The following is a 16,892-nucleotide window of genomic DNA, read 5'->3' on the forward strand; positions in this document are numbered from 1 at the left end:
AATTTTCCTTATTGTCGAAGAGGCGTCGCGATGCACGCGAAAGTCATCATCATTGGTTCCGGCCCCGCCGGCTACACAGCAGCCATCTACGCGGCTCGCGCCATGCTCGAACCTGTGATGATTCAAGGCCTTCAGCCTGGTGGTCAGCTGACCATCACTACCGATGTCGAGAACTATCCCGGCTTTGCCGACGTCATCCAGGGCCCCTGGCTCATGGACCAGATGAAGGCCCAGGCCGAACATGTCGGTACCAAGATGGTCAACGACATCATCACCCATGTCGATTTCGATCGCCGTCCCTTCGTGCTGACCGGCGACAGCGGTGACACCTACACCGCGGATTCGCTGATCATCGCCACGGGCGCCCAGGCCAAGTGGCTTGGCCTGCCGTCCGAGCAGAAGTTCCAGGGCTTTGGCGTTTCCGCCTGCGCCACCTGCGATGGTTTCTTCTATCGCGGCAAGGAAGTGCTCGTGGTCGGCGGCGGCAATACCGCAGTCGAAGAAGCCCTCTTCCTCACCAATTTCGCCTCCAAGGTGATCATGGTACACCGCCGCGGCGAGTTCCGCGCCGAGCGCATACTGCAGCAGCGTCTGTTCAAGAACCCCAAGATCGAAGTGCGCTGGCACCACGAAGTCGTGGAAGTCGGCGGTGCGGCCATGCCGCCCTCGGTCAATGCCGTGACCCTCAAGGACAACGCGACCGGTCGCGTCTACGAGCAGAAGATCGACGGCGTTTTCGTCGCCATTGGTCATGCTCCGGCGACCTCCATCTTTGCTGGCAAGCTCGACATGAAACCGGGCGGTTACCTGCAGGTGAAGCCGGGCAGCACCGAAACCAACATCCCTGGCGTTTTCGCTGCCGGTGACGTCACCGACGACGTCTACCGTCAGGCCGTGACCGCCGCGGGCATGGGCTGCATGGCCGCGCTCGATGCCGAGCGCTACCTGGCTGAGCACGAACTTGCCGAAGCTGCGGAATAGGCTGCGACTATATGTTCTGTGAAAAGCCCATCTTCGTCATAATGCGTGCCCGACTTTTCGATAAGTCGGGCCGTCTGCTGACTGGCTGACCGTAAACGAGAAAGCGTCATGAAAATGCTCGATTGGGACAAGCTCCGGATTTTCCACACGGCCGCCGAGTCGGGCAGTTTCACACATGCGGCTGAAAAGCTGGGCATGAGCCAATCGGCCGTCAGCCGCCAGATATCGGCGCTGGAAGACGATCTGGGCCTCAAACTCTTCATCCGCCACGCCCGCGGCCTGGTTCTCACCGAAGTCGGCGAACAGCTCTTCCGCACTGCGCACCGCATGCACTGGGAGTTGCAGCAGGTCGAGACGCAGATGTCCGAGAGCCAGGACGAACCCACTGGCCCGCTCATCGTCACCACGACCGTTGGTATCGGTTCTACATGGCTCTCTTCGCGGCTGGATGAGTTCCTGAAACTCTACCCGCTGATCCAGCTCGAAATCCGCCTCAACGACTCCGAGCTTGACCTTGCCATGCGCGAGGCCGACGTCGCCATCCGCCTGCATCGTCCGAACCAGTCGGAAATGATCCAGCGCAAGCTCTTCACCGTCCACAACCACTTCTACGCCGCCAATAGCTATATCGACGAGCACGGCATGCCGCGGGCGCTGGAAGACCTAGACAATCACCGCATCATCAGCTTCGGCGAACCAGTCCCGTCCTATCTCGGAGACATCAACTTCCTGGAGCGCATGGGGCGCTCGGAATCGAGCCCGCGCCGCGCTGTGCTCAAGGTCAATGCCATCTACGGCATGATGCAGGCCTGTCGCGCTGGCATCGGCATCGCCATGCTTCCTGCCTATGTGACGGAAAAGGAAGACGGCCTCACCCAGGTCCTCTCCGAAGTCGAACTCCCGGCCTACGAAGCCTATTTCGTCTATCCGCCGGCCCTCAAAAACTCCAAGCGCGTCGGCGTCTTCCGCGACTTCCTGGTCTCCAAGGCCCGCGAGTGGAGCTTCTAAGGTCGGCGTTGCGCACGATCACCCCACCCACCGAATGTCAGCCCGGCGAAGGCCGGGGCCCATCCTGAGATCTCAAGCTGGATCCCGGCCTTCGCCGGGATGACATCGAGGGTGTGAATGTCCGACCAACGGCGAGTCAGCAAATGTCCCGCATCACCACCATCGCCCTCGATGCCGATGACACGCTTTGGCAAAACGAGCAGTTCTTCCGGCTGACCGAACAGCGCTTCACCGAGCTACTCAGGGACTACACCGACGCCCCCGACCTCACCGGGCGCCTCATCGCCTCCGTAACGAAAAACCTGCAATTCTACGGCTTCGGCATGAAGGGCTTTGCCCTCTCCATGGTCGAGACCGCCCTTGAGGTTACCGATCACAAGGTGCCCGGTACCGTCATCGCCGAACTCCTCGCTGCGGGTCGCGAACTCCTCACCTACCCGATCGAAACCCTGCCCTATGTCGATGCGGCCCTCGAAGCCCTGCAGGATCGCTATCGCCTGATCCTCGTCACCAAAGGCGATCTTTTCGATCAGGAGCGCAAGCTGGCGGCCTCTGGCCTCGCCGAATACTTCGCCGCCGTCGAGGTCGTGGCCGACAAGAACGCCGAAACCTATCGCCGCATCTTTGCCCGGCACACCGAGGGAGCCGAGCACACGCTCATGGCCGGCAATTCGCTGCGTTCCGACATCCTGCCCCCTCTCGAAGCCGGGGCCTATGCCGTCTACGTGCCCCACGACCTCACCTGGTCCTATGAGCTCGCCGAAGAGCCGGCCGAACACCCGCGCTATCGCCGCATCGCCCACCTCGGCGAACTCGAATCCGCCATCGCCGGATTTGAGGCAGAGGTGTAATCTCCAGCCATTCTGGTTTGGGGACTACCATGAAGACATCCACAGTAGCGCTCTCCACCCTGCTGCTTCTGCCCGGCTTGGCCTCTGCCGCCGAATCTACGCCCGCCATTTTCGGCGCTGTCTTCTGTAAGGCGAGCCTAGACGACGACATGAGCGCCATCGATTCCGACCTGACGCCGGATCTGGCCGCCATCATCGCCGACGCTGAAGCCAACAATGCCAAGATCCAGGCGTCCGCACCCGACGAAAAGCCGCCGCTCGGCGATGGCCTGCCTTGGCGCAGCTGGACCGATTACGCCGATGGCTGCGAGGTCGGGGCCATTACCGAGGACGCCGGCAAGACCCTCGTCGAGATTCGCTACAGCTTCGCCTCATCCCCCGATGCCAATTACACCGACCAGTTGGTGCTTGTGCCGGCCACCACAGGTTCGGGCTGGCTGCTCGACGACATCAAACTCATGGATGAAATGACCCTGCGCAGCGCTTTGGCAGCGGCATTCGCGTACTAGCTCAAAAAACAGGCTGCGTCAGCGCGCCGCACCTGCCCGTCTTGGCGTTGAAATCATTGATGATTTTCACATGACATGCGCGAACCGCATATCTGACATGTCACTGCCCTGGTTGGCGAATAAGCAGGCCGCACATATATCGAGCACATCACAGCGCGAATGTTTCTCCTCCTCCCTTGCATCGCGCTGCGTTCCCTCCTACGGGCTTCGGCCCGACCCTCTAAGGCTTCGCTCTCCCCTCGGGCGAAGCCTTTTCTTTTTCCCTTTCAGCCTCCGCAAACACCCGCCAGGCAGCCATGCGCTGCCGCGCCCAGCCTTGCAAAAATGCATGGCTGACATGTCAGTTCCGGGATTGCCTACTAAACCAGTAGAGTTCATATAGGGCGTGTCGCTGAGACGCGCTCCGAACTCCTCCTCCCTCGGACCCCGTATCGCGACACCGAGTTGCGGGTCTTCCTCCTCCCTGACCCAACGCTCATGGCAGATGGCATATCCTCCTCCCTTGCCTCTGCCCCACTTTCGATTTGGCTTCTGCCAGTCATCAGGCTCCAACTTCGGTTGGAGCCTCTTTTTTTGCCCAAATTCTGGAAGCATCCGCCGCAGCATCTTTCGCGCGCCGCAGCGCTCCCCCTCCGCCATCATCCTGGACCTGCCCTAAGGACACGTCACTGATCGAGCGCCAGTGGGTAGAGCCGCCGGGGCCAGGCCCAGGTCGCGAAAAGCGGCCGAGCTTTGCGCGCGGCCCTCCTTCGCCCAAGGCGTCACGCCCGCGAAAGCGCGCCCCCTATTCACGAACGGCGCCACCAACCCGACAACGAAGAGCCCGAATCTCGTCTACCATACAAGATGCTCAAATTTTGGACAGATTGTCGCTGTGCCTAACGCATGGCTGACATGTCACCAAATGCATTGCTGACCAAAAGGTCAAAATCTATATTCACACCTGTCGACGCGACGCCGCTCCCTCTCCTCCTCCCTGGGACCCGCGATGCTCGACACCGGGTTTTGACCGTATCCTCCTCCCTCGGTCAGGGCCCACCCGGACTGACGCAAATCCTCCTCCCTTGCGTTAGGCCATACTCGATTTGGCTTCGGCCCTATCAATCAGGCTCCAACTTCGGTTGGAGCCTCTTTTTTTGCTCCGCGAATCTGCATGGCTGCCTTTCCGATTGCGCGTTTGTGCTCAGGCGAGCCTGGGGAGATAGTGCCCCTCGACGGCGGCGTACGTGGTGCCCCGCCCCTCCAAGGTCAGCGGCTTTGCCGTAGGCCCCTGGCCCCACCCATCCCCTCGGGTGGGGCCTTTTTTTGTTCCAGGCATTCCCCGGCATTTTCGATCCAACCCACTCGGCAACTTCTGCCGAGCAGGAAAATCACACCCACGAAACCCATTGAAAAAACTAGAGAATTTTTCGGCACAACACTTGCTTAACTATTTGCAGCAAGGAGAATTCGCCATGGTCGCCGTAACCGCCAACTACTACTCGGCCTATTCAACCACCTCGTCGAGCCAGTCCAGCACCGCGAGCGCCACATCCAGCGCCTCCAAGTCTGCGGCCACCACCAGCACCGATACGTCGAGCGCGGCAACGTCCATCACGCTATCCGACGCCGCCAAGGCCGCCCTCGCGGAAAAGTCCCTGGCCACCGTCGTTGCCGATGCCCGCGCCAAGCTCACCAAGCTCCTCGATGAGGCCGGCCGCAAGTCGCCCCTGCAGAATGGCGAACTGGCGCTCGACCTGACCTCTCTCGACTCGCGCGAAATCTACGCCGCGGCCAGCGACCAGACCTTCACCGCCGACGAGCGCGAAGCCGCCAAGCTCGAAATGCAGCGCCGCTTCGAAGCCGCGCTTGCCGGCCCGCTGTCGATTGCCCAGGTCACCGGCAACTATACCGGCCTCTACAATGCCGCCGCGACCTTCCTCGACGCCCTCGGCCCCGAGGAGAAGGCCAGCGACAACTGGAAGGCTTCCCGCGCCGCCGTCACCGAAGGCATCAAGCAGCTCCAGACCAATCCCAAGGCCCTGCCCTCCGCTGGCGAGGACGATCCGGTCGCCACCTACATCAAGCTCGTCGATCTCCGCGGCACCCTCGACCAGTCCATGGCAACGCTGGCCACCAACGCCCGCACCGCCCTCGACAAGCGCTATGCCGAAATTCACGACGGCGGCCGTATTCCGAGCTTCAAGCCCAACGCCCCTGCCGGCACCTATGTCGACCTTTCCGGCCTCTCCAGCCGCTCGCTGTCGGCCATCGTGCTCGACAAGGAAGGCCAGTTCAGCACCCAGGAAGTCGCAGCCGCGAAGTCCCAGCTCCGCACCAAGTCGAGCGCCGTGCTCATGGCCGGCCTCAAGTCGGCCTCGCAGTCGAACGATCCCACCGCCTTCAGCCAGAACGTGATCTCGGCCTTCTCCTCGCTGAGCGCCGAGGAGCGTCAGGCCGCCGGCTGGTCCGACAAGCTCTATGAAGCCGCTGTCGCCAACTATTCCTCGTCCAGCAAACTGCTCGAAATGTTCAACCAGCTGGGCTCGAGCAGCAGCTCGAACAATTCCAACTCAGGCTTCAGCCTCGCCGGCCTCCTCGGCTGACGAACACGCCTCCAGCGTCTCCATGCAAAGGCCGTCCCCGCGAAAGCGGGGATTTCCTTTTGTGCGTCAGGAAAGCTCCGCCCGCCATAGCGGCACAATCGGCCGAAACCGCACCAGTTCGATAGCGATCGCCCGCGCCCGCATCGGCGCCGGCCAGGTCTCCCCGACCATCACCAGCCCCGCCGCCGCATCGCCCGTAGTCTGCAGCGTCACGTGCGGCACCCAGTTATCCGGCCGATAGTGCGGATCGATCGCATCAAGCGCCACAAGCCCGGCCACGTCACCCTGCAACGCGCGCAGCCGCTCCCCCGCCCCGCCCAGCCAGACAACGTCCGTGCCCTCAAACCGGCCCACCGGGCCGATTTCCATCTCGAGACCATCGCCCCAGGGTCGCCGCGCCAGCTCGCGCTGCAATTGGGCGGCCAGCCCTTCGTCCTCCATCACCGTGAGCGTCAGATGCGGTGCATAGCCGAGATCGAGCATGCTCGTGCTGATCCCGGCCTCGCCTAGCCTATCCCACAGCGACCGAACCCTCGCCGTTGTCGCGCCATCGAAAAGCAGCGACACGGCGAGGCCCATCGTCAGTGGATCCCGGCGCAGAACTGCTGGATACGCCGCACGGCTTCCTCCAGCTCCGCATTGCTCGCCGCATAGCTCAGGCGGAAATGCCCCGGCAGGCCAAAGGCCGTGCCATGCACCAGCGCCACCCCGGTCTCTTCCAGCAGCGCCATGACGAAATCTTCGTCGGTCACGAGCTTGGTGCCACCGGCGCTGGTTTTGCCGAGCAGGCGCTGGCACGAGGGGAACACATAGAAGGCGCCTTCCGGCGTCAGGCAATCGAGCCCGGTATTGGCGTTGAGCCCCTTTACCACCAGGTCGCGACGCTCCTGGAAAACCTTCAGCCACTCGCCCAGAAATTCCTGCGGTCCATCCAGCGCCGCCACAGCGGCCCACTGGGAGATCGAAGTCGGGTTGGAGATCGATTGCCCCTGCAGCTTGGTCATCGCCGCCAGCAACGGCCGCGGGCCCGTGCAATAGCCAATGCGCCAGCCGGTCATAGCATGCGACTTGGAGACGCCGTTCATCGTCAGCGTGCGCGGCTGTAGTTTCGGCTCCACCTGCGCGATCGTCGAGAACTTGCCGCCGTCATAGACCAGCACTTCATAGATGTCGTCGGTCAGGATGTGCACATGTTCATGGCGCAGCAGCACGTCGGCCAGCCCACGCAGCTCGGCAGCCGTATAAGCAGCACCGGTCGGGTTCGACGGCGTATTGAGCAGCAGCCACTTGGTCTTGGGCGTAATCGCCGCTTCCAGCGCCTCTGGCGACAGCTTGAAGCCCGTCGAGGCATCGGCCACGGCAAAAACCGGGTCCGCGCCGCAGAGCCGCACGATTTCGGGATAGCTCACCCAATAGGGCACGGGAATGACGACTTCATCGCCCGGATTGAGCGTCGCCATCAGCGCGTTGAAGATGATCTGCTTGCCGCCCGAGGACACGAAGCAGTCCGCTGCGGTAACGTCGAGCCCATTGTCGCGCTTGAACTTGCGCGCGACAGCTTCCTTCAGCTCGGGAATGCCATCGACATTGGTGTAGCGCGTCTTGCCTTCGTCCATCGCCTTCTTGGCGGCGTCGCGGACATGCACCGGGGTATCGAAATCCGGTTCCCCGGCAGAAAGGGCGATAATGTCTTTGCCCTCCTGCGCCATCACCCGCGCCTTCTGGCTGATCGCCACAGTCGCAGATGGTGCCACGCGTCCAAGCGCATCGGAAAGAAAAGCCATGCCCGCCTCCATATTAGCCGGGCTGGTGTAGTCGAAACCGCCGTTACGGAAAAGTCATAACTCGCCTTTGCGCGCCGGTCCCGTGCTCCCGCGCACCACCAGAGGCAAGGGCAACACAGTGCGGGTCGTAATCTCCTCGCCGCCGAGGATGGATGCGACCGCCCGCGCCGCCAGTTCCTGATAAGGCTGCTGCACCGTCGTCAGCCCGGGAAGCGTGTCCGCGCCTTCCGGAACGCCGTCAAAGCCGATCACAGACACGTCTTCCGGCACACTCCGCCCGCTCGCCTTCAGCCACTCGATGGCAAAGAGCGCCGCGCGGTCAGACATCGCCAGAATGGCCGTGGGCGTTTTCGCCGCCTTGTAGAGCCGCTCCATCGCAGCCCAAACGGTGTCCCGCTCGCCATCGGTGTCGGCATAGGGCACCTGCCTCGCGGCGATCCCCGCGCTCGCCAGCCCTTCCCAGTAGCCCTCGGCCCGGTCGCGCACGGTAAGATAGGGCGTCGCCATCACCTCTTCCGGCGTCGGCTCCCCTCCGTTCCAGGCCTCGCCAATGCCCAGAATGGCAACCTGGCGGTGACCTAATCCCACCACATGCATTGCCGCCTGCCGCGCGCCATCACGATTGTCGATGCCGACCCCCGGTGCGTCGATCATCCCCTCTTCCAGCCCGAGCGCCACAAAGGGCAGCTCCCGCTTTTCCGTCTGGCCGATCAACGCCGGCCCCTCCTCCGCACAGAGCAGGATCAAGCCGTCGACGAGCGCGCTCTGGATATTCCAGGCCGGCCGCTCCCGGTTCATGGCCGAAACGATCGACAGGCCTGCGCCGTGCTTGTCGCACTCGGCCGCAATCGCAGCCATCATGGCCCGTGCCCATTGGTCTTCGAAAAAGTAGGTCAGCGGCTCCGCCGTCGCCACGCCAATGGCATTAACCTTGCCCGCCCTAAGCAGCCGTCCCGTCAGGCTTGGCCCCGCATAGCCCAGTTCCTTGGCCGCAGCCTCGACCCGCTCGCGCACCTCTGTCCGCACGATCTCGGGTCGATTGAACACATTCGACGCCGTCCCCTGCGAGACGCCCGCGGCCCGGGCTACATCGCGCAGCCGCACCGGATTGTCCTGAACCATGGCAAAGTCTCCTCGCCCTCTGGCTATCACAGTTTTTGTATCGGTTCAATTTTCGCTTGACCGCGTCACCGCGAAGGCGCATGTTTTGAACCGGTTCAAGGAAAATCGCATCCAGATATTGAACCGATTCAACATTTACCACGGAAAGGGACCACCATGATTCCCGCCAGCTATTTCTACAAGGACATCTACCGCCAGACCTGGCTCGACCCGGACCTCGAATGCGCCTGGGAACGGCAATCGTCGCACAATGTCGGCCACCCGATTGCCCGGCTGTTCACCTTTGTCACGACTGCAGTTGCCCGGCTTGTCCAGCAGCCAAAGCCCTTCGCCTGCGATAACGCCTGAGGCAAGCCGACGCAGGCGAATCGAACGCCTGCCACGGGATCGTCATAGTCAAACCCCATTTGCATGATTTCCTCCCCTCATCCTCAACGATGAGACGCCTATCCCATGCCTGTTTTCTCGTCTCGGGGGCGGAATAGCCTCAAGGTAAAGTTCGCCATTGCGATTGGCTTTGCCGCCTCCCTGGGTCTCGCTGGTGCCTTCCTTTCCGGCGCGCCCCCAGCCTTGGCGGCTGATCTCGCCACCCATCCGGATGCACAGGTCGCCGTCTTCATGGTTCCCGTGACCATTCTGGTCATGACCATGCTGTTCGAAGTCGGCCGTTTCGTCTGGCGTAATCGCATTCCAGCTTCGACGCCGCCCCGTCGGCGTCCCACCAATTGGTCGGTTTCGGGAGAACGCTGACCAATGTGCGACACGAGCCCTCCGTGTCGTTGACTTTCCTCCAAAGTCCCTGGGCTGGCCCTAGCGCCAGCCCTTTTTCTGCCTTGTAGGCCACAGGCTTCGGGTGCACACTCCTCGTACCGATCGACATTCCGCTCAAGCCGAGCCGCGTATGACGATTTTCGAGAAGCCGGCCGGCAACAGCTGAATCTCGATTGGTCCTAGCGAGGAGGACCTGACTTTGATTGTCGACACCATCCTGCAAACCAAGGGCACGACCGTCTATACCCTGCGCGACAGTGACACGCTGGCCGACGCGGTTGCCATGCTCAACACCCACAATATCGGCGCCGTGGTCATCGTCGGCGCGGGCGAAACCGTAAAGGGCATCCTGTCCGAGCGCGACATCGTCCGGCAACTCGGCAAGAACCCGGCAACCGCCCTCGCCCAGTCGATCGGTGCGTGCATGACGCGCAGTGTCGTGACCTGCGATCGCTCCACCGCCATCGCCGAAGTCATGGAGCGCATGACGCACCGCCGCGTCCGCCACATGCCCGTGGTCGATGCCGATCGTCTCATCGGCATCGTCTCCATCGGCGACGTGGTCAAGCTCAAGATCGAGGAAGTCGAGCACGAGGCCGAGGTCCTGCGCGAATACATCGCGAGCTGAACGCCCTCGCTACGCCCAAAAGCAAATCCCCGCCTAAGCGGGGATTTTCGGAAGTCTTAATAGACCCGGATCGAGGAGACGTTTCGCATCAGATGCGGGTGCAGCACCGGCTGGCTCTCGATGATGCGCTCGCAATAGGACTTGAACCCGCGATCGCGGCAAGCAGCCGCCGAGACATACCCGTCCACCTTTACGGATGAGAAGCGGTTGTCGTAGCCGTAGAGCTTGAGGTCGTTGAACACCTGGCCGGACGTCCCGCAGAGCGAGGCCCCGGTGTAGTTGCGGCCCTCACAGAAGCACACCGTGCCGTAGCCGCCGGCCGGGTAATCCGGTCGCACGAGGAACAGCGGGCCTTCTGGTCCCGCGCCAAAGCTCAGCGCTTCCTTGCTCGTCCAGCCGCGCTGCGACCCCGCACTGACCATGCACCAGTTCACCTGACAACGCTGAATGCGGATGGCGCTGTTCTCGGCAATGGATCCGGTAACATCATGCTGTGCCCCCGGCCCCGCGCGCAGCGTCAGGTCCACCTGGGCCCAGCCGTGCGAGCCAACTTCGGGCGCGGCCATGACGGGCGATAGCAGGGACAGTCCAAAACCGATGGCGAGAGCAAGGCTCTTCAAGCGCTTCATGGATAGAGAATCCCCCAGGACGAAATCGGCGGAACTCTAGCGCGGCCTCGACCAGCGGCCAAGGGCCAGAAAAACGGCGCCGTACTTTTGCGCGGCGCCGTCTATTGTTTAGCGGATGCGGATCGAAGCGATGTAATCGTCGAAGTCGTTCAGCGAGCTGGCGCTGGTCGTATAGGTCCGGCAATTGCGATAGTTCGGCTCGGTGCAAACCTGCACATTGTAGCCGTCGCTGTTCTCGATCGAGGAAATCCGGTCGGTCCATTCGCGCAAGTCGCGGATATTGTCGCCCGGCTGCAGGCAGAAGCTCGCACCGCGATAGCGGCTGCCATCATAGAAGCAGACTTCGCCATAGGTCGGCTGCGGCAGCGGCTGCACCACGGGCGGGCGCGGCGGACGCGGCGGCTGCTGCGGATTGCCGATGCCGATATTTACGTTCGGACCATTGGGGCCGAGGTTAAAGCCAAAGGAAATGCCCGGCTGGCTCGGATTGACCGGCACACCGCCCCCCGCTGCCAGATAGCTGGCAGAAACCCAACCCGACGGGCCCGGCTTCGCGACATAGCACCAGGAACCCTGGCACTGCTGCACATCCACCGCTTGGCCACGGCGAACCGTGTCGACAACGGGATAGTTGGTGCCCGGGCCCGACCGCACGTTGACATTGCTGGTCACAGTGCCCGGCGCCGCCTGTGCGGCCGGCAGGAAGACAACAACCGCAGTCGTCGCCACGGCAACGGCAGTCGCCACATTGAGCAGTGTTTTGCGGGTATGACGATTCATGACGTAGTCCCTCTTTCTCCGCTGTCCGGTCGACGCTGAAAGCCCGGTGCGGAATTTCGTTGCTGCAGAAACGGAGCCGGCCTTTAAAGAGTTCCGGCACCCAGCGAATTCAAAAACCCAGGCGGCAGCAGCAAGATGACAACGAAGCCCCGTCACTCGCCCCCACCTGAGCGGTTCCTGAGCGTTGTCGCGTACCGAGCCTGAACGCAGCCTGAATGTAGTGCTTCAGCCTTGCGGGATCACCCGCTTTTGGCCGTTATCGTCAAGAGACACATAAATGAACCGTCCCTCGGTCACCTTCTTGCGGTCGTCGAGTTCGTGCCGCCGCACCCAGGCCTCGAGACCGATGGTGATCGAGGTGCGTCCGATCTTCTCGATGGTCGTATAGACGCAGAGCACGTCGCCAACCTTGACCGGCGCGATGAACGTCATCGCCTCGACGGCCACCGTCACCACCCTGCCCTTGACGCGCTCTACCGCCGCGATGGCGCCGGCAATGTCCATCTGGCTCATCACCCAGCCGCCGAAAATATCGCCTGCCGCATTGGTGTCCGCCGGCATGGCCAGGGTGCGGATGGTCAATTGGCCCTGCGGTTCGCTCACGAGATTTTCCATCATTCTGGTCCTTTCACCGGCCAGCGGCCGACCGCCTCTTCCCAGTGCTTGCGGCACAGCGAGAGATAGACGGATTTTTCGATCGACACCTGGTCGCCATCGGTCAGCACACGCCCGTCCAGGCTCTGCCGCACCACCATGGTCGCCTTGGCGCCACAGGTACAGATGGTGCGAATTTCGCGCATCACGTCGGCAATGGCCAGCAGCTCCATCGAGCCGGGAAAGAGCTTGCCCTGAAAGTCGGTCCGCAGCCCGAAGCACATCACCGGAATGCGTAACCGATCGGCAACGCGCGCCAGCTGCCACACCTGCTCGCGCTCGAGAAACTGCGCTTCATCGACAAACACGCAATCGACCTTGGACTCTTCATGCGAATCCCGGATCGACTGATAGAGATCGTCCCCCGACGCATAGAGTTCGGCCGGTTCGCTGATGCCGATGCGCGAGGAAACCAGCCCTATTCCGTCCTCGACATAAAGCGCCGAGGTATAGAGCAGCGGCCGCATGCCGCGCTCGCGATAGTTATAGGCAGCCTGCAGCAGCAAGGTGGACTTGCCGGCATTCATAGCGGCATAGGAAAAGTAGAGTTTGGCCATTGTCCGCCTCGGATGCTTCGGCCCTTTCTCGCGCAGTGCGAGGATCGGAGCGAGACCTAATCTGGACGGTCCACAAAAAAGGGCCGCCCGTGGGCGGCCAAGGCCTACACGTAGAGGCCGATGGCCTCGGGGAATGCGTCCGCGAGCCTGGGGGGCCGGTGCGAACGGCGCATCCGGCTGCATGGGCTGCCCGGAGCGAGATCAGCCTATGCGGCTTGCATGACGTATGCATGAAGCCGTTCAGCCACCATTCAGGCTCGACCGGCCAAGATCGGGTCATCAAGTAGAGAGTTTCCGCCAATGCGCTTTGCCCGTAGCCTCGCCTTTGCCGCCGCCGCCCTGCTCGCCACCCCCGCCTTCGCCTCGCCGGCCGGCGTGTGGGAACTGGAAGGCAAGGACACGCGCTTCCGGCTCGAAATGTGCGGTGATGGCACCCAGCTTTGTGGCCAGCTCATCTGGCTGAGCGATGTGGACTATAACGAGCAGTACAAGCCCTACCTCAATCGCTCGATGGCCAACCACATGAACCAGGCCGGCCCCAATCGCTGGAAGGGTAGCATTCGCCTCTTCGGCTACAACATGTCCGGCACCATGATCCAGCGCAGCGAGGATCACATGACCCTGCAGGGCTGCGCGGTGCTCGTGGTCTGCAAGACCTACGAAATGCACCGCTACACCGAGTAGCCGACCCTCAGTTGGTCGCCCGGACCTCGGGCAATCTCCGGCGCTCCAGCAGCGCCGGCACCGCCTCCACCATCACGATGGCCACGAACAGCAGCGCGGCCCCTGCATACCCTACGGCCGGCAGGCGGTCCCCGAGTACCACCGCCCCGCCAAGAGCGGCAAAAAGGCTCTCGGCCGATAGGATGATCGCCGCATTGGCCGGCGGCACATATTGCTGCCCCACGGCCTGCAGGGTGAAGCCCACCGCCGTCGACAGCACCGCGGCATAAGCCAGCTGCACCCAGACATCCGAAATCTGTGCAATCGTCGGCGCCTCGACCGGCACGGCAATCGCCAGCGCCACAGTGCCTGCCACAAGGAAGCTGACCGCCGAAACAAAGATCGGCAACCCGGTTTCCTTGGCGATATGCCCTAGCGTCAGCACATGCATGGCCCAGAACACGGCGCTGCCCACGATCAGCCAGTCGCCGCCGTTGAAGCTCGAAAGCCCCCCGCCATTGAGGAAATAGATGCCCACCAGCGCCAGCGGCACGCCGACATAAACGATCGGATGCGGCCGCGTCCGAAACACGAAATAGCCGATCGCCGGCACGAAGAACACGTAGAGGCCCGTCAGGAACCCGCCATTGGTCGCCGTCGTCGTCGCCAGCCCCGCCTGCTGCAGCCACGATCCCATGAAGAAGGCAAAGCACAGGACGCCCACCACCATCCATTGCGAGCGCGACAGCTCCACCTTGCGCCGCCGCCATTCATTGATTGCCAGCGGCAGCACTAGCAGTCCGCCGATAATGTAGCGAACCCCGGCAAAGCTCAGCGGCCCCATCGACCCCATGGCCGATTTCTGGGCCACAAAGGCAAATCCCCAGAACATGGTGCAGAGCAGCAGAAGCAGAGCGGCGACTGGACGCGACATTCTCGTAACTCGACAGGATTGCGCCGGGCGGTCACCCACCCACGGCGTCATCCCCGCGACCGCGGGGATCTCTCTTTAAGCGGCAATCGTCCTAGGACGAACCGGGGAGATGAATCTACCCCTAAAGCTCTGCATCCAAAGCCTTGATCAGACTCTGGATTTCTTCCGGGCTCGTGTAGTGCACGAAGGAAAGCCGCAGGACGCCGTGCTGCGGATCGATGTTCAGCGCCTCCATCAGGCGCCAGGCATAAAAATTCCCGCCCGAAGCCATGATGTCATGTTTGGCGAGCCGCTTGGCCACCTCGACCCCAGGCTCCCGGTGGCGCAGCGCAATGGTCGGTGCGCGCAGTTCCGCGTCGCCCGGACCAACCAGGTTCACATCATTGCGCCCATTGAGATAATCCAGCAGCGGTCGCGCCAGCGCGATCTCCTGCGCCCGCATCGCCGCATGGGCTCGCCGGAAGGGATCGCTGCCACCGACGCTGTCTCCGGCGATGGCGGAAACCTGCTCGAGATAGTCGGCAATCCCGGCGGAAGCCGCGATCTGGGCATGGTCCGGCCCGGCCGGCGTCAGCCTGTAGCGCGGCTTGGTGTCGTTGAAGAAGTGCCCCTGGTTGGGCAGCTGCATGGCTAGTTCCGGCCGCACAGCCATCACGCCCTGGTGCGGCCCATAGGTCTTGTAGGCAGAAAACAGATACATATCGGCGCCGAGTTCAACGAGATCCGGCAGGCCATGCGGGGCATAGCTCACCCCGTCCACCGCCAGCACTGCACCCACGGCATGGGCTCGCTTGGCAACCTCGGCCACCGGGTTGATCTCGCCGACCACGTTGGAGCAGTGCGGCATCGCCACCAGCTTCACCTTGTCGTCGAGCACAGCGTCAAGTGCCGGCAGCGCCAGCCGTCCAGTCTGCCCGTCAACGCTCCATTCGCGCACCGTAATGCCGCGCTGCGACAACCGACGCCAGGCCCCGGTATTGGCCTCGTGGTCCTGATTGGTCACGACGATGACGTCGCCCGGCTTCAACCAGCCGCCAAAGGCATTCCCGAGCACATAGGTATTGGCAGATGTGGATGGCCCAAAATGAATCCAGTCCGCCGTGACGTTGAGCGCCGCCGCCATCCGCTCGAACGCCAGGTTCATGGCCTCCCCCGCTTCGATCGAAGCGGCATAGACGCCATAGGGCTGAACCTTGGTGGCGCGATAATAGTGCTCCAGCCGGTCGATCACGGCCTGCGCCGTATAGGAGCCTCCAGCGTTCTCGAAAAAGGCCTGGCCCTGAAGGCTCGGCTCGGCAAAGGCGGGGAAAAGCGCACGGATACGTGCAGGTTCCAGAGGGAGCTTGGTCATCGTCCATCCATCAATGATCGATCGATTGGTAGAGAACCCGGACACAAAAGCAAGCCCGGCCGTTGAGAGCCGGGCTTGCCGCGACGCACGGTTATCCTGAGCAACCCGCGCCGCCCGCCTCACCGCTCGAAGGAAGCGGTGAGCCTAATCGGGCTCTGCGTTCAGCGTTTTCCGCCGAAGCCGCGCGGCCCCTGCTGGTGGTCGCCACCGTGCCCGCCACGAGGACCGGCGCCATGCTCACCCTGATGCGGCATGAGCTGGGCCTTCTGGGCATCTGTCAGGCTGTCGAAGAACGCAGTTGCGGCCGGCTGCACCGCTTCAAGCGCGGCAAGCTGGGCCTTTTCGAGGGCGATGCGGTTTTCGAGCCGCTGGGAGATGCTGGGGGCAACAGGCTTCTGGCCTTCGGCGGGCGGCGTCGGGCGCAGGCCTTCCGTCGCGGTCGCAAAGTCACCGGCAGCGGCAAGTGCCGACGTCTTGAGCGTATCAAGCAGCGTCTTCTGGGCATCGGTCAGGTCGACCCGATGGCTGAGCTGCACCAGTGCCACTTCGATCCTCTCGCCACCGCGAGCAAAATCGAAGAGGCTGAAACCGCCGCGGGCACGTTGACCGTCACCCTGCTTGCGGAAGTTGTGTCCGGCCGGTGCATTGGCGTCCTGCGTCGCAACCGCGCCCGAATTCTGCGGCGCGGTCTGAGCCATGGCTGGCGCGACGGCACCGAGGCCGATCGCCGTTGCCATGATGGCCACAATGGCCTTGGTCGAAATCGTCTTCATTCTAACTTTCCTTGCATGGGAATCCGGGCGAACCGGAATATCTCGACCCTAGCGAAGCAAAGCTCTTCCCGAGGTTGCCTGAGCATGAACACTTGGCAAGGTCGGTAAGGTAGCAGCAACTCGTGATGGACCCGCGCCCCACCCTCGAGCGTTTTAGCGCTAGGGAAAGGAGCATCACCATGACCACCCACAAGCCTATCCAACCTGCCCCGTCCCGCGAGGCAGAAAAGCGACCGCAGGATCAGCGCCAGGCAGACACCAAGGCTCGTCCAGCCAAGAAGGCCGGAGATGACGACATGCCGGGCGCCGATG

General features: G+C 62.7%; 19 protein-coding genes. 9 read left to right on the forward strand and 10 right to left on the reverse strand.

The window, feature by feature from the left end; all coding sequences use genetic code 11:
* Positions 1-30: 30 nt before the first annotated feature.
* The 5 genes from trxB (at position 31) to J0I64_RS14510 (ending at position 5,934) form a co-directional block, all read left to right on the forward strand.
* Entirely contained in the window at positions 31-981 is a 951-nt protein-coding gene (trxB, locus tag J0I64_RS14490) for a thioredoxin-disulfide reductase (RefSeq protein ID WP_291409462.1), read from the forward strand.
* A gap of 108 nt (positions 982-1,089) precedes the next feature.
* On the forward strand, positions 1,090-1,989 hold the full coding sequence (locus J0I64_RS14495) for a LysR family transcriptional regulator (protein ID WP_291409464.1): 900 nt from the start codon (positions 1,090-1,092) through the stop codon (positions 1,987-1,989).
* Positions 1,990-2,132: 143 nt separating this feature from the next.
* The gene (locus J0I64_RS14500) at positions 2,133-2,840 is read left to right on the forward strand and encodes an HAD family hydrolase (protein WP_291409466.1); all 708 of its coding nucleotides are present in this window, start codon (positions 2,133-2,135) and stop codon (positions 2,838-2,840) included.
* A 29-nt stretch (positions 2,841-2,869) separates the two neighbouring features.
* Positions 2,870-3,349: a hypothetical protein gene (locus tag J0I64_RS14505; protein WP_291409468.1), complete on the forward strand. Its 480-nt coding sequence runs from the start codon at positions 2,870-2,872 to the stop codon at positions 3,347-3,349.
* Between the two features lie 1,454 nt (positions 3,350-4,803).
* Positions 4,804-5,934, forward strand: a complete 1,131-nt coding sequence (locus J0I64_RS14510; protein WP_291409470.1) for a hypothetical protein — start codon at positions 4,804-4,806, stop codon at positions 5,932-5,934.
* 66 nt (positions 5,935-6,000) lie between these two features.
* Here J0I64_RS14510 and J0I64_RS14515 read toward each other — a convergent pair whose 3' ends face one another.
* From J0I64_RS14515 to J0I64_RS14525, 3 genes are read right to left on the reverse strand one after another with little or no spacing between them, the layout of a single operon-like run.
* Positions 6,001-6,513: a 2'-5' RNA ligase family protein gene (locus tag J0I64_RS14515; RefSeq protein WP_291409472.1), complete on the reverse strand. Its 513-nt coding sequence runs from the start codon at positions 6,511-6,513 to the stop codon at positions 6,001-6,003.
* 2 nt (positions 6,514-6,515) lie between these two features.
* Positions 6,516-7,718, reverse strand: coding sequence for a pyridoxal phosphate-dependent aminotransferase (locus J0I64_RS14520; RefSeq protein WP_291409474.1), 1,203 nt, complete (start codon positions 7,716-7,718; stop codon positions 6,516-6,518).
* A 54-nt stretch (positions 7,719-7,772) separates the two neighbouring features.
* Entirely contained in the window at positions 7,773-8,840 is a 1,068-nt protein-coding gene (locus J0I64_RS14525; protein ID WP_291409476.1) for a LacI family DNA-binding transcriptional regulator, read from the reverse strand.
* A 156-nt stretch (positions 8,841-8,996) separates the two neighbouring features.
* Here J0I64_RS14525 and J0I64_RS14530 point away from each other — a divergent pair, with 156 nt between their 5' ends.
* The 3 genes from J0I64_RS14530 to J0I64_RS14540 all read left to right on the forward strand — a co-directional run bounded on the left by J0I64_RS14530 (position 8,997) and on the right by J0I64_RS14540 (position 10,239).
* A complete protein-coding gene (locus J0I64_RS14530; protein ID WP_291409478.1) occupies positions 8,997-9,188 on the forward strand; it encodes a hypothetical protein in 192 nt (63 codons plus the stop codon).
* Between the two features lie 105 nt (positions 9,189-9,293).
* The gene (locus J0I64_RS14535; RefSeq protein ID WP_291409480.1) at positions 9,294-9,590 is read left to right on the forward strand and encodes a hypothetical protein; all 297 of its coding nucleotides are present in this window, start codon (positions 9,294-9,296) and stop codon (positions 9,588-9,590) included.
* A 220-nt stretch (positions 9,591-9,810) separates the two neighbouring features.
* Positions 9,811-10,239, forward strand: coding sequence for a CBS domain-containing protein (locus J0I64_RS14540; RefSeq protein ID WP_291409482.1), 429 nt, complete (start codon positions 9,811-9,813; stop codon positions 10,237-10,239).
* Positions 10,240-10,295: 56 nt separating this feature from the next.
* Here J0I64_RS14540 and J0I64_RS14545 read toward each other — a convergent pair whose 3' ends face one another.
* From J0I64_RS14545 to J0I64_RS14560, 4 genes are all read right to left on the reverse strand, one after another.
* Positions 10,296-10,868 (reverse strand): SH3 domain-containing protein, encoded by a 573-nt coding sequence (locus tag J0I64_RS14545; protein WP_291409484.1) that lies wholly within the window; start codon positions 10,866-10,868, stop codon positions 10,296-10,298.
* Positions 10,869-10,976: 108 nt separating this feature from the next.
* Positions 10,977-11,648 carry an SH3 domain-containing protein gene (locus J0I64_RS14550; protein ID WP_291409486.1) on the reverse strand — a complete coding sequence of 224 codons (672 nt, stop codon included), beginning with the start codon at positions 11,646-11,648 and terminating at the stop codon, positions 10,977-10,979.
* 225 nt (positions 11,649-11,873) lie between these two features.
* Positions 11,874-12,263, reverse strand: coding sequence for an acyl-CoA thioesterase (locus J0I64_RS14555; RefSeq protein ID WP_291409488.1), 390 nt, complete (start codon positions 12,261-12,263; stop codon positions 11,874-11,876).
* Positions 12,263-12,859, reverse strand: a complete 597-nt coding sequence (locus J0I64_RS14560; protein ID WP_291409490.1) for a thymidine kinase — start codon at positions 12,857-12,859, stop codon at positions 12,263-12,265. Before J0I64_RS14560 ends, J0I64_RS14555 begins: the two co-directional genes overlap by 1 nt.
* Positions 12,860-13,159: 300 nt before the next feature.
* On the opposite strand from J0I64_RS14560, the gene J0I64_RS14565 reads away from it, so the two are divergent.
* On the forward strand, positions 13,160-13,543 hold the full coding sequence (locus J0I64_RS14565) for a DUF2147 domain-containing protein (protein WP_291409492.1): 384 nt from the start codon (positions 13,160-13,162) through the stop codon (positions 13,541-13,543).
* A 7-nt stretch (positions 13,544-13,550) separates the two neighbouring features.
* On the opposite strand, the gene J0I64_RS14570 is transcribed toward J0I64_RS14565, so the two are convergent.
* From J0I64_RS14570 to J0I64_RS14580, 3 genes are all read right to left on the reverse strand, one after another.
* Positions 13,551-14,456 carry a DMT family transporter gene (locus tag J0I64_RS14570; protein ID WP_291409494.1) on the reverse strand — a complete coding sequence of 302 codons (906 nt, stop codon included), beginning with the start codon at positions 14,454-14,456 and terminating at the stop codon, positions 13,551-13,553.
* A 121-nt stretch (positions 14,457-14,577) separates the two neighbouring features.
* Positions 14,578-15,807 (reverse strand): aminotransferase class V-fold PLP-dependent enzyme, encoded by a 1,230-nt coding sequence (locus tag J0I64_RS14575; protein WP_291409496.1) that lies wholly within the window; start codon positions 15,805-15,807, stop codon positions 14,578-14,580.
* A gap of 161 nt (positions 15,808-15,968) precedes the next feature.
* Positions 15,969-16,580, reverse strand: a complete 612-nt coding sequence (locus J0I64_RS14580) for a Spy/CpxP family protein refolding chaperone (RefSeq protein WP_291409498.1) — start codon at positions 16,578-16,580, stop codon at positions 15,969-15,971.
* Positions 16,581-16,892 lie beyond the last annotated feature (312 nt).

Origin of the sequence: Devosia sp., assembly GCF_017307565.1 — a bacterium.
GTDB lineage: Bacteria > Pseudomonadota > Alphaproteobacteria > Rhizobiales > Devosiaceae > Devosia.

What these genes read in the sequence shown, in the direction of transcription:
- J0I64_RS14495 (WP_291409464.1), top strand. Translation starts at nt 1,090, where the DNA reads ATGAAAATGCTCGATTGGGACAAGCTCCGGATTTTCCACACGGCCGCC.
- trxB (WP_291409462.1), top strand. Translation starts at nt 31, where the DNA reads ATGCACGCGAAAGTCATCATCATTGGTTCCGGCCCCGCCGGCTACACA.
- J0I64_RS14500 (WP_291409466.1), top strand. Translation starts at nt 2,133, where the DNA reads ATGTCCCGCATCACCACCATCGCCCTCGATGCCGATGACACGCTTTGG.
- J0I64_RS14550 (WP_291409486.1), bottom strand. Translation starts at nt 11,648, where the DNA reads ATGAATCGTCATACCCGCAAAACACTGCTCAATGTGGCGACTGCCGTT.
- J0I64_RS14505 (WP_291409468.1), top strand. Translation starts at nt 2,870, where the DNA reads ATGAAGACATCCACAGTAGCGCTCTCCACCCTGCTGCTTCTGCCCGGC.
- J0I64_RS14560 (WP_291409490.1), bottom strand. Translation starts at nt 12,859, where the DNA reads ATGGCCAAACTCTACTTTTCCTATGCCGCTATGAATGCCGGCAAGTCC.
- J0I64_RS14580 (WP_291409498.1), bottom strand. Translation starts at nt 16,580, where the DNA reads ATGAAGACGATTTCGACCAAGGCCATTGTGGCCATCATGGCAACGGCG.
- J0I64_RS14535 (WP_291409480.1), top strand. Translation starts at nt 9,294, where the DNA reads ATGCCTGTTTTCTCGTCTCGGGGGCGGAATAGCCTCAAGGTAAAGTTC.
- J0I64_RS14555 (WP_291409488.1), bottom strand. Translation starts at nt 12,263, where the DNA reads ATGGAAAATCTCGTGAGCGAACCGCAGGGCCAATTGACCATCCGCACC.
- J0I64_RS14565 (WP_291409492.1), top strand. Translation starts at nt 13,160, where the DNA reads ATGCGCTTTGCCCGTAGCCTCGCCTTTGCCGCCGCCGCCCTGCTCGCC.
- J0I64_RS14575 (WP_291409496.1), bottom strand. Translation starts at nt 15,807, where the DNA reads ATGACCAAGCTCCCTCTGGAACCTGCACGTATCCGTGCGCTTTTCCCC.
- J0I64_RS14570 (WP_291409494.1), bottom strand. Translation starts at nt 14,456, where the DNA reads ATGTCGCGTCCAGTCGCCGCTCTGCTTCTGCTGCTCTGCACCATGTTC.
- J0I64_RS14515 (WP_291409472.1), bottom strand. Translation starts at nt 6,513, where the DNA reads ATGGGCCTCGCCGTGTCGCTGCTTTTCGATGGCGCGACAACGGCGAGG.
- J0I64_RS14525 (WP_291409476.1), bottom strand. Translation starts at nt 8,840, where the DNA reads ATGGTTCAGGACAATCCGGTGCGGCTGCGCGATGTAGCCCGGGCCGCG.
- J0I64_RS14510 (WP_291409470.1), top strand. Translation starts at nt 4,804, where the DNA reads ATGGTCGCCGTAACCGCCAACTACTACTCGGCCTATTCAACCACCTCG.
- J0I64_RS14520 (WP_291409474.1), bottom strand. Translation starts at nt 7,718, where the DNA reads ATGGCTTTTCTTTCCGATGCGCTTGGACGCGTGGCACCATCTGCGACT.
- J0I64_RS14545 (WP_291409484.1), bottom strand. Translation starts at nt 10,868, where the DNA reads ATGAAGCGCTTGAAGAGCCTTGCTCTCGCCATCGGTTTTGGACTGTCC.
- J0I64_RS14530 (WP_291409478.1), top strand. Translation starts at nt 8,997, where the DNA reads ATGATTCCCGCCAGCTATTTCTACAAGGACATCTACCGCCAGACCTGG.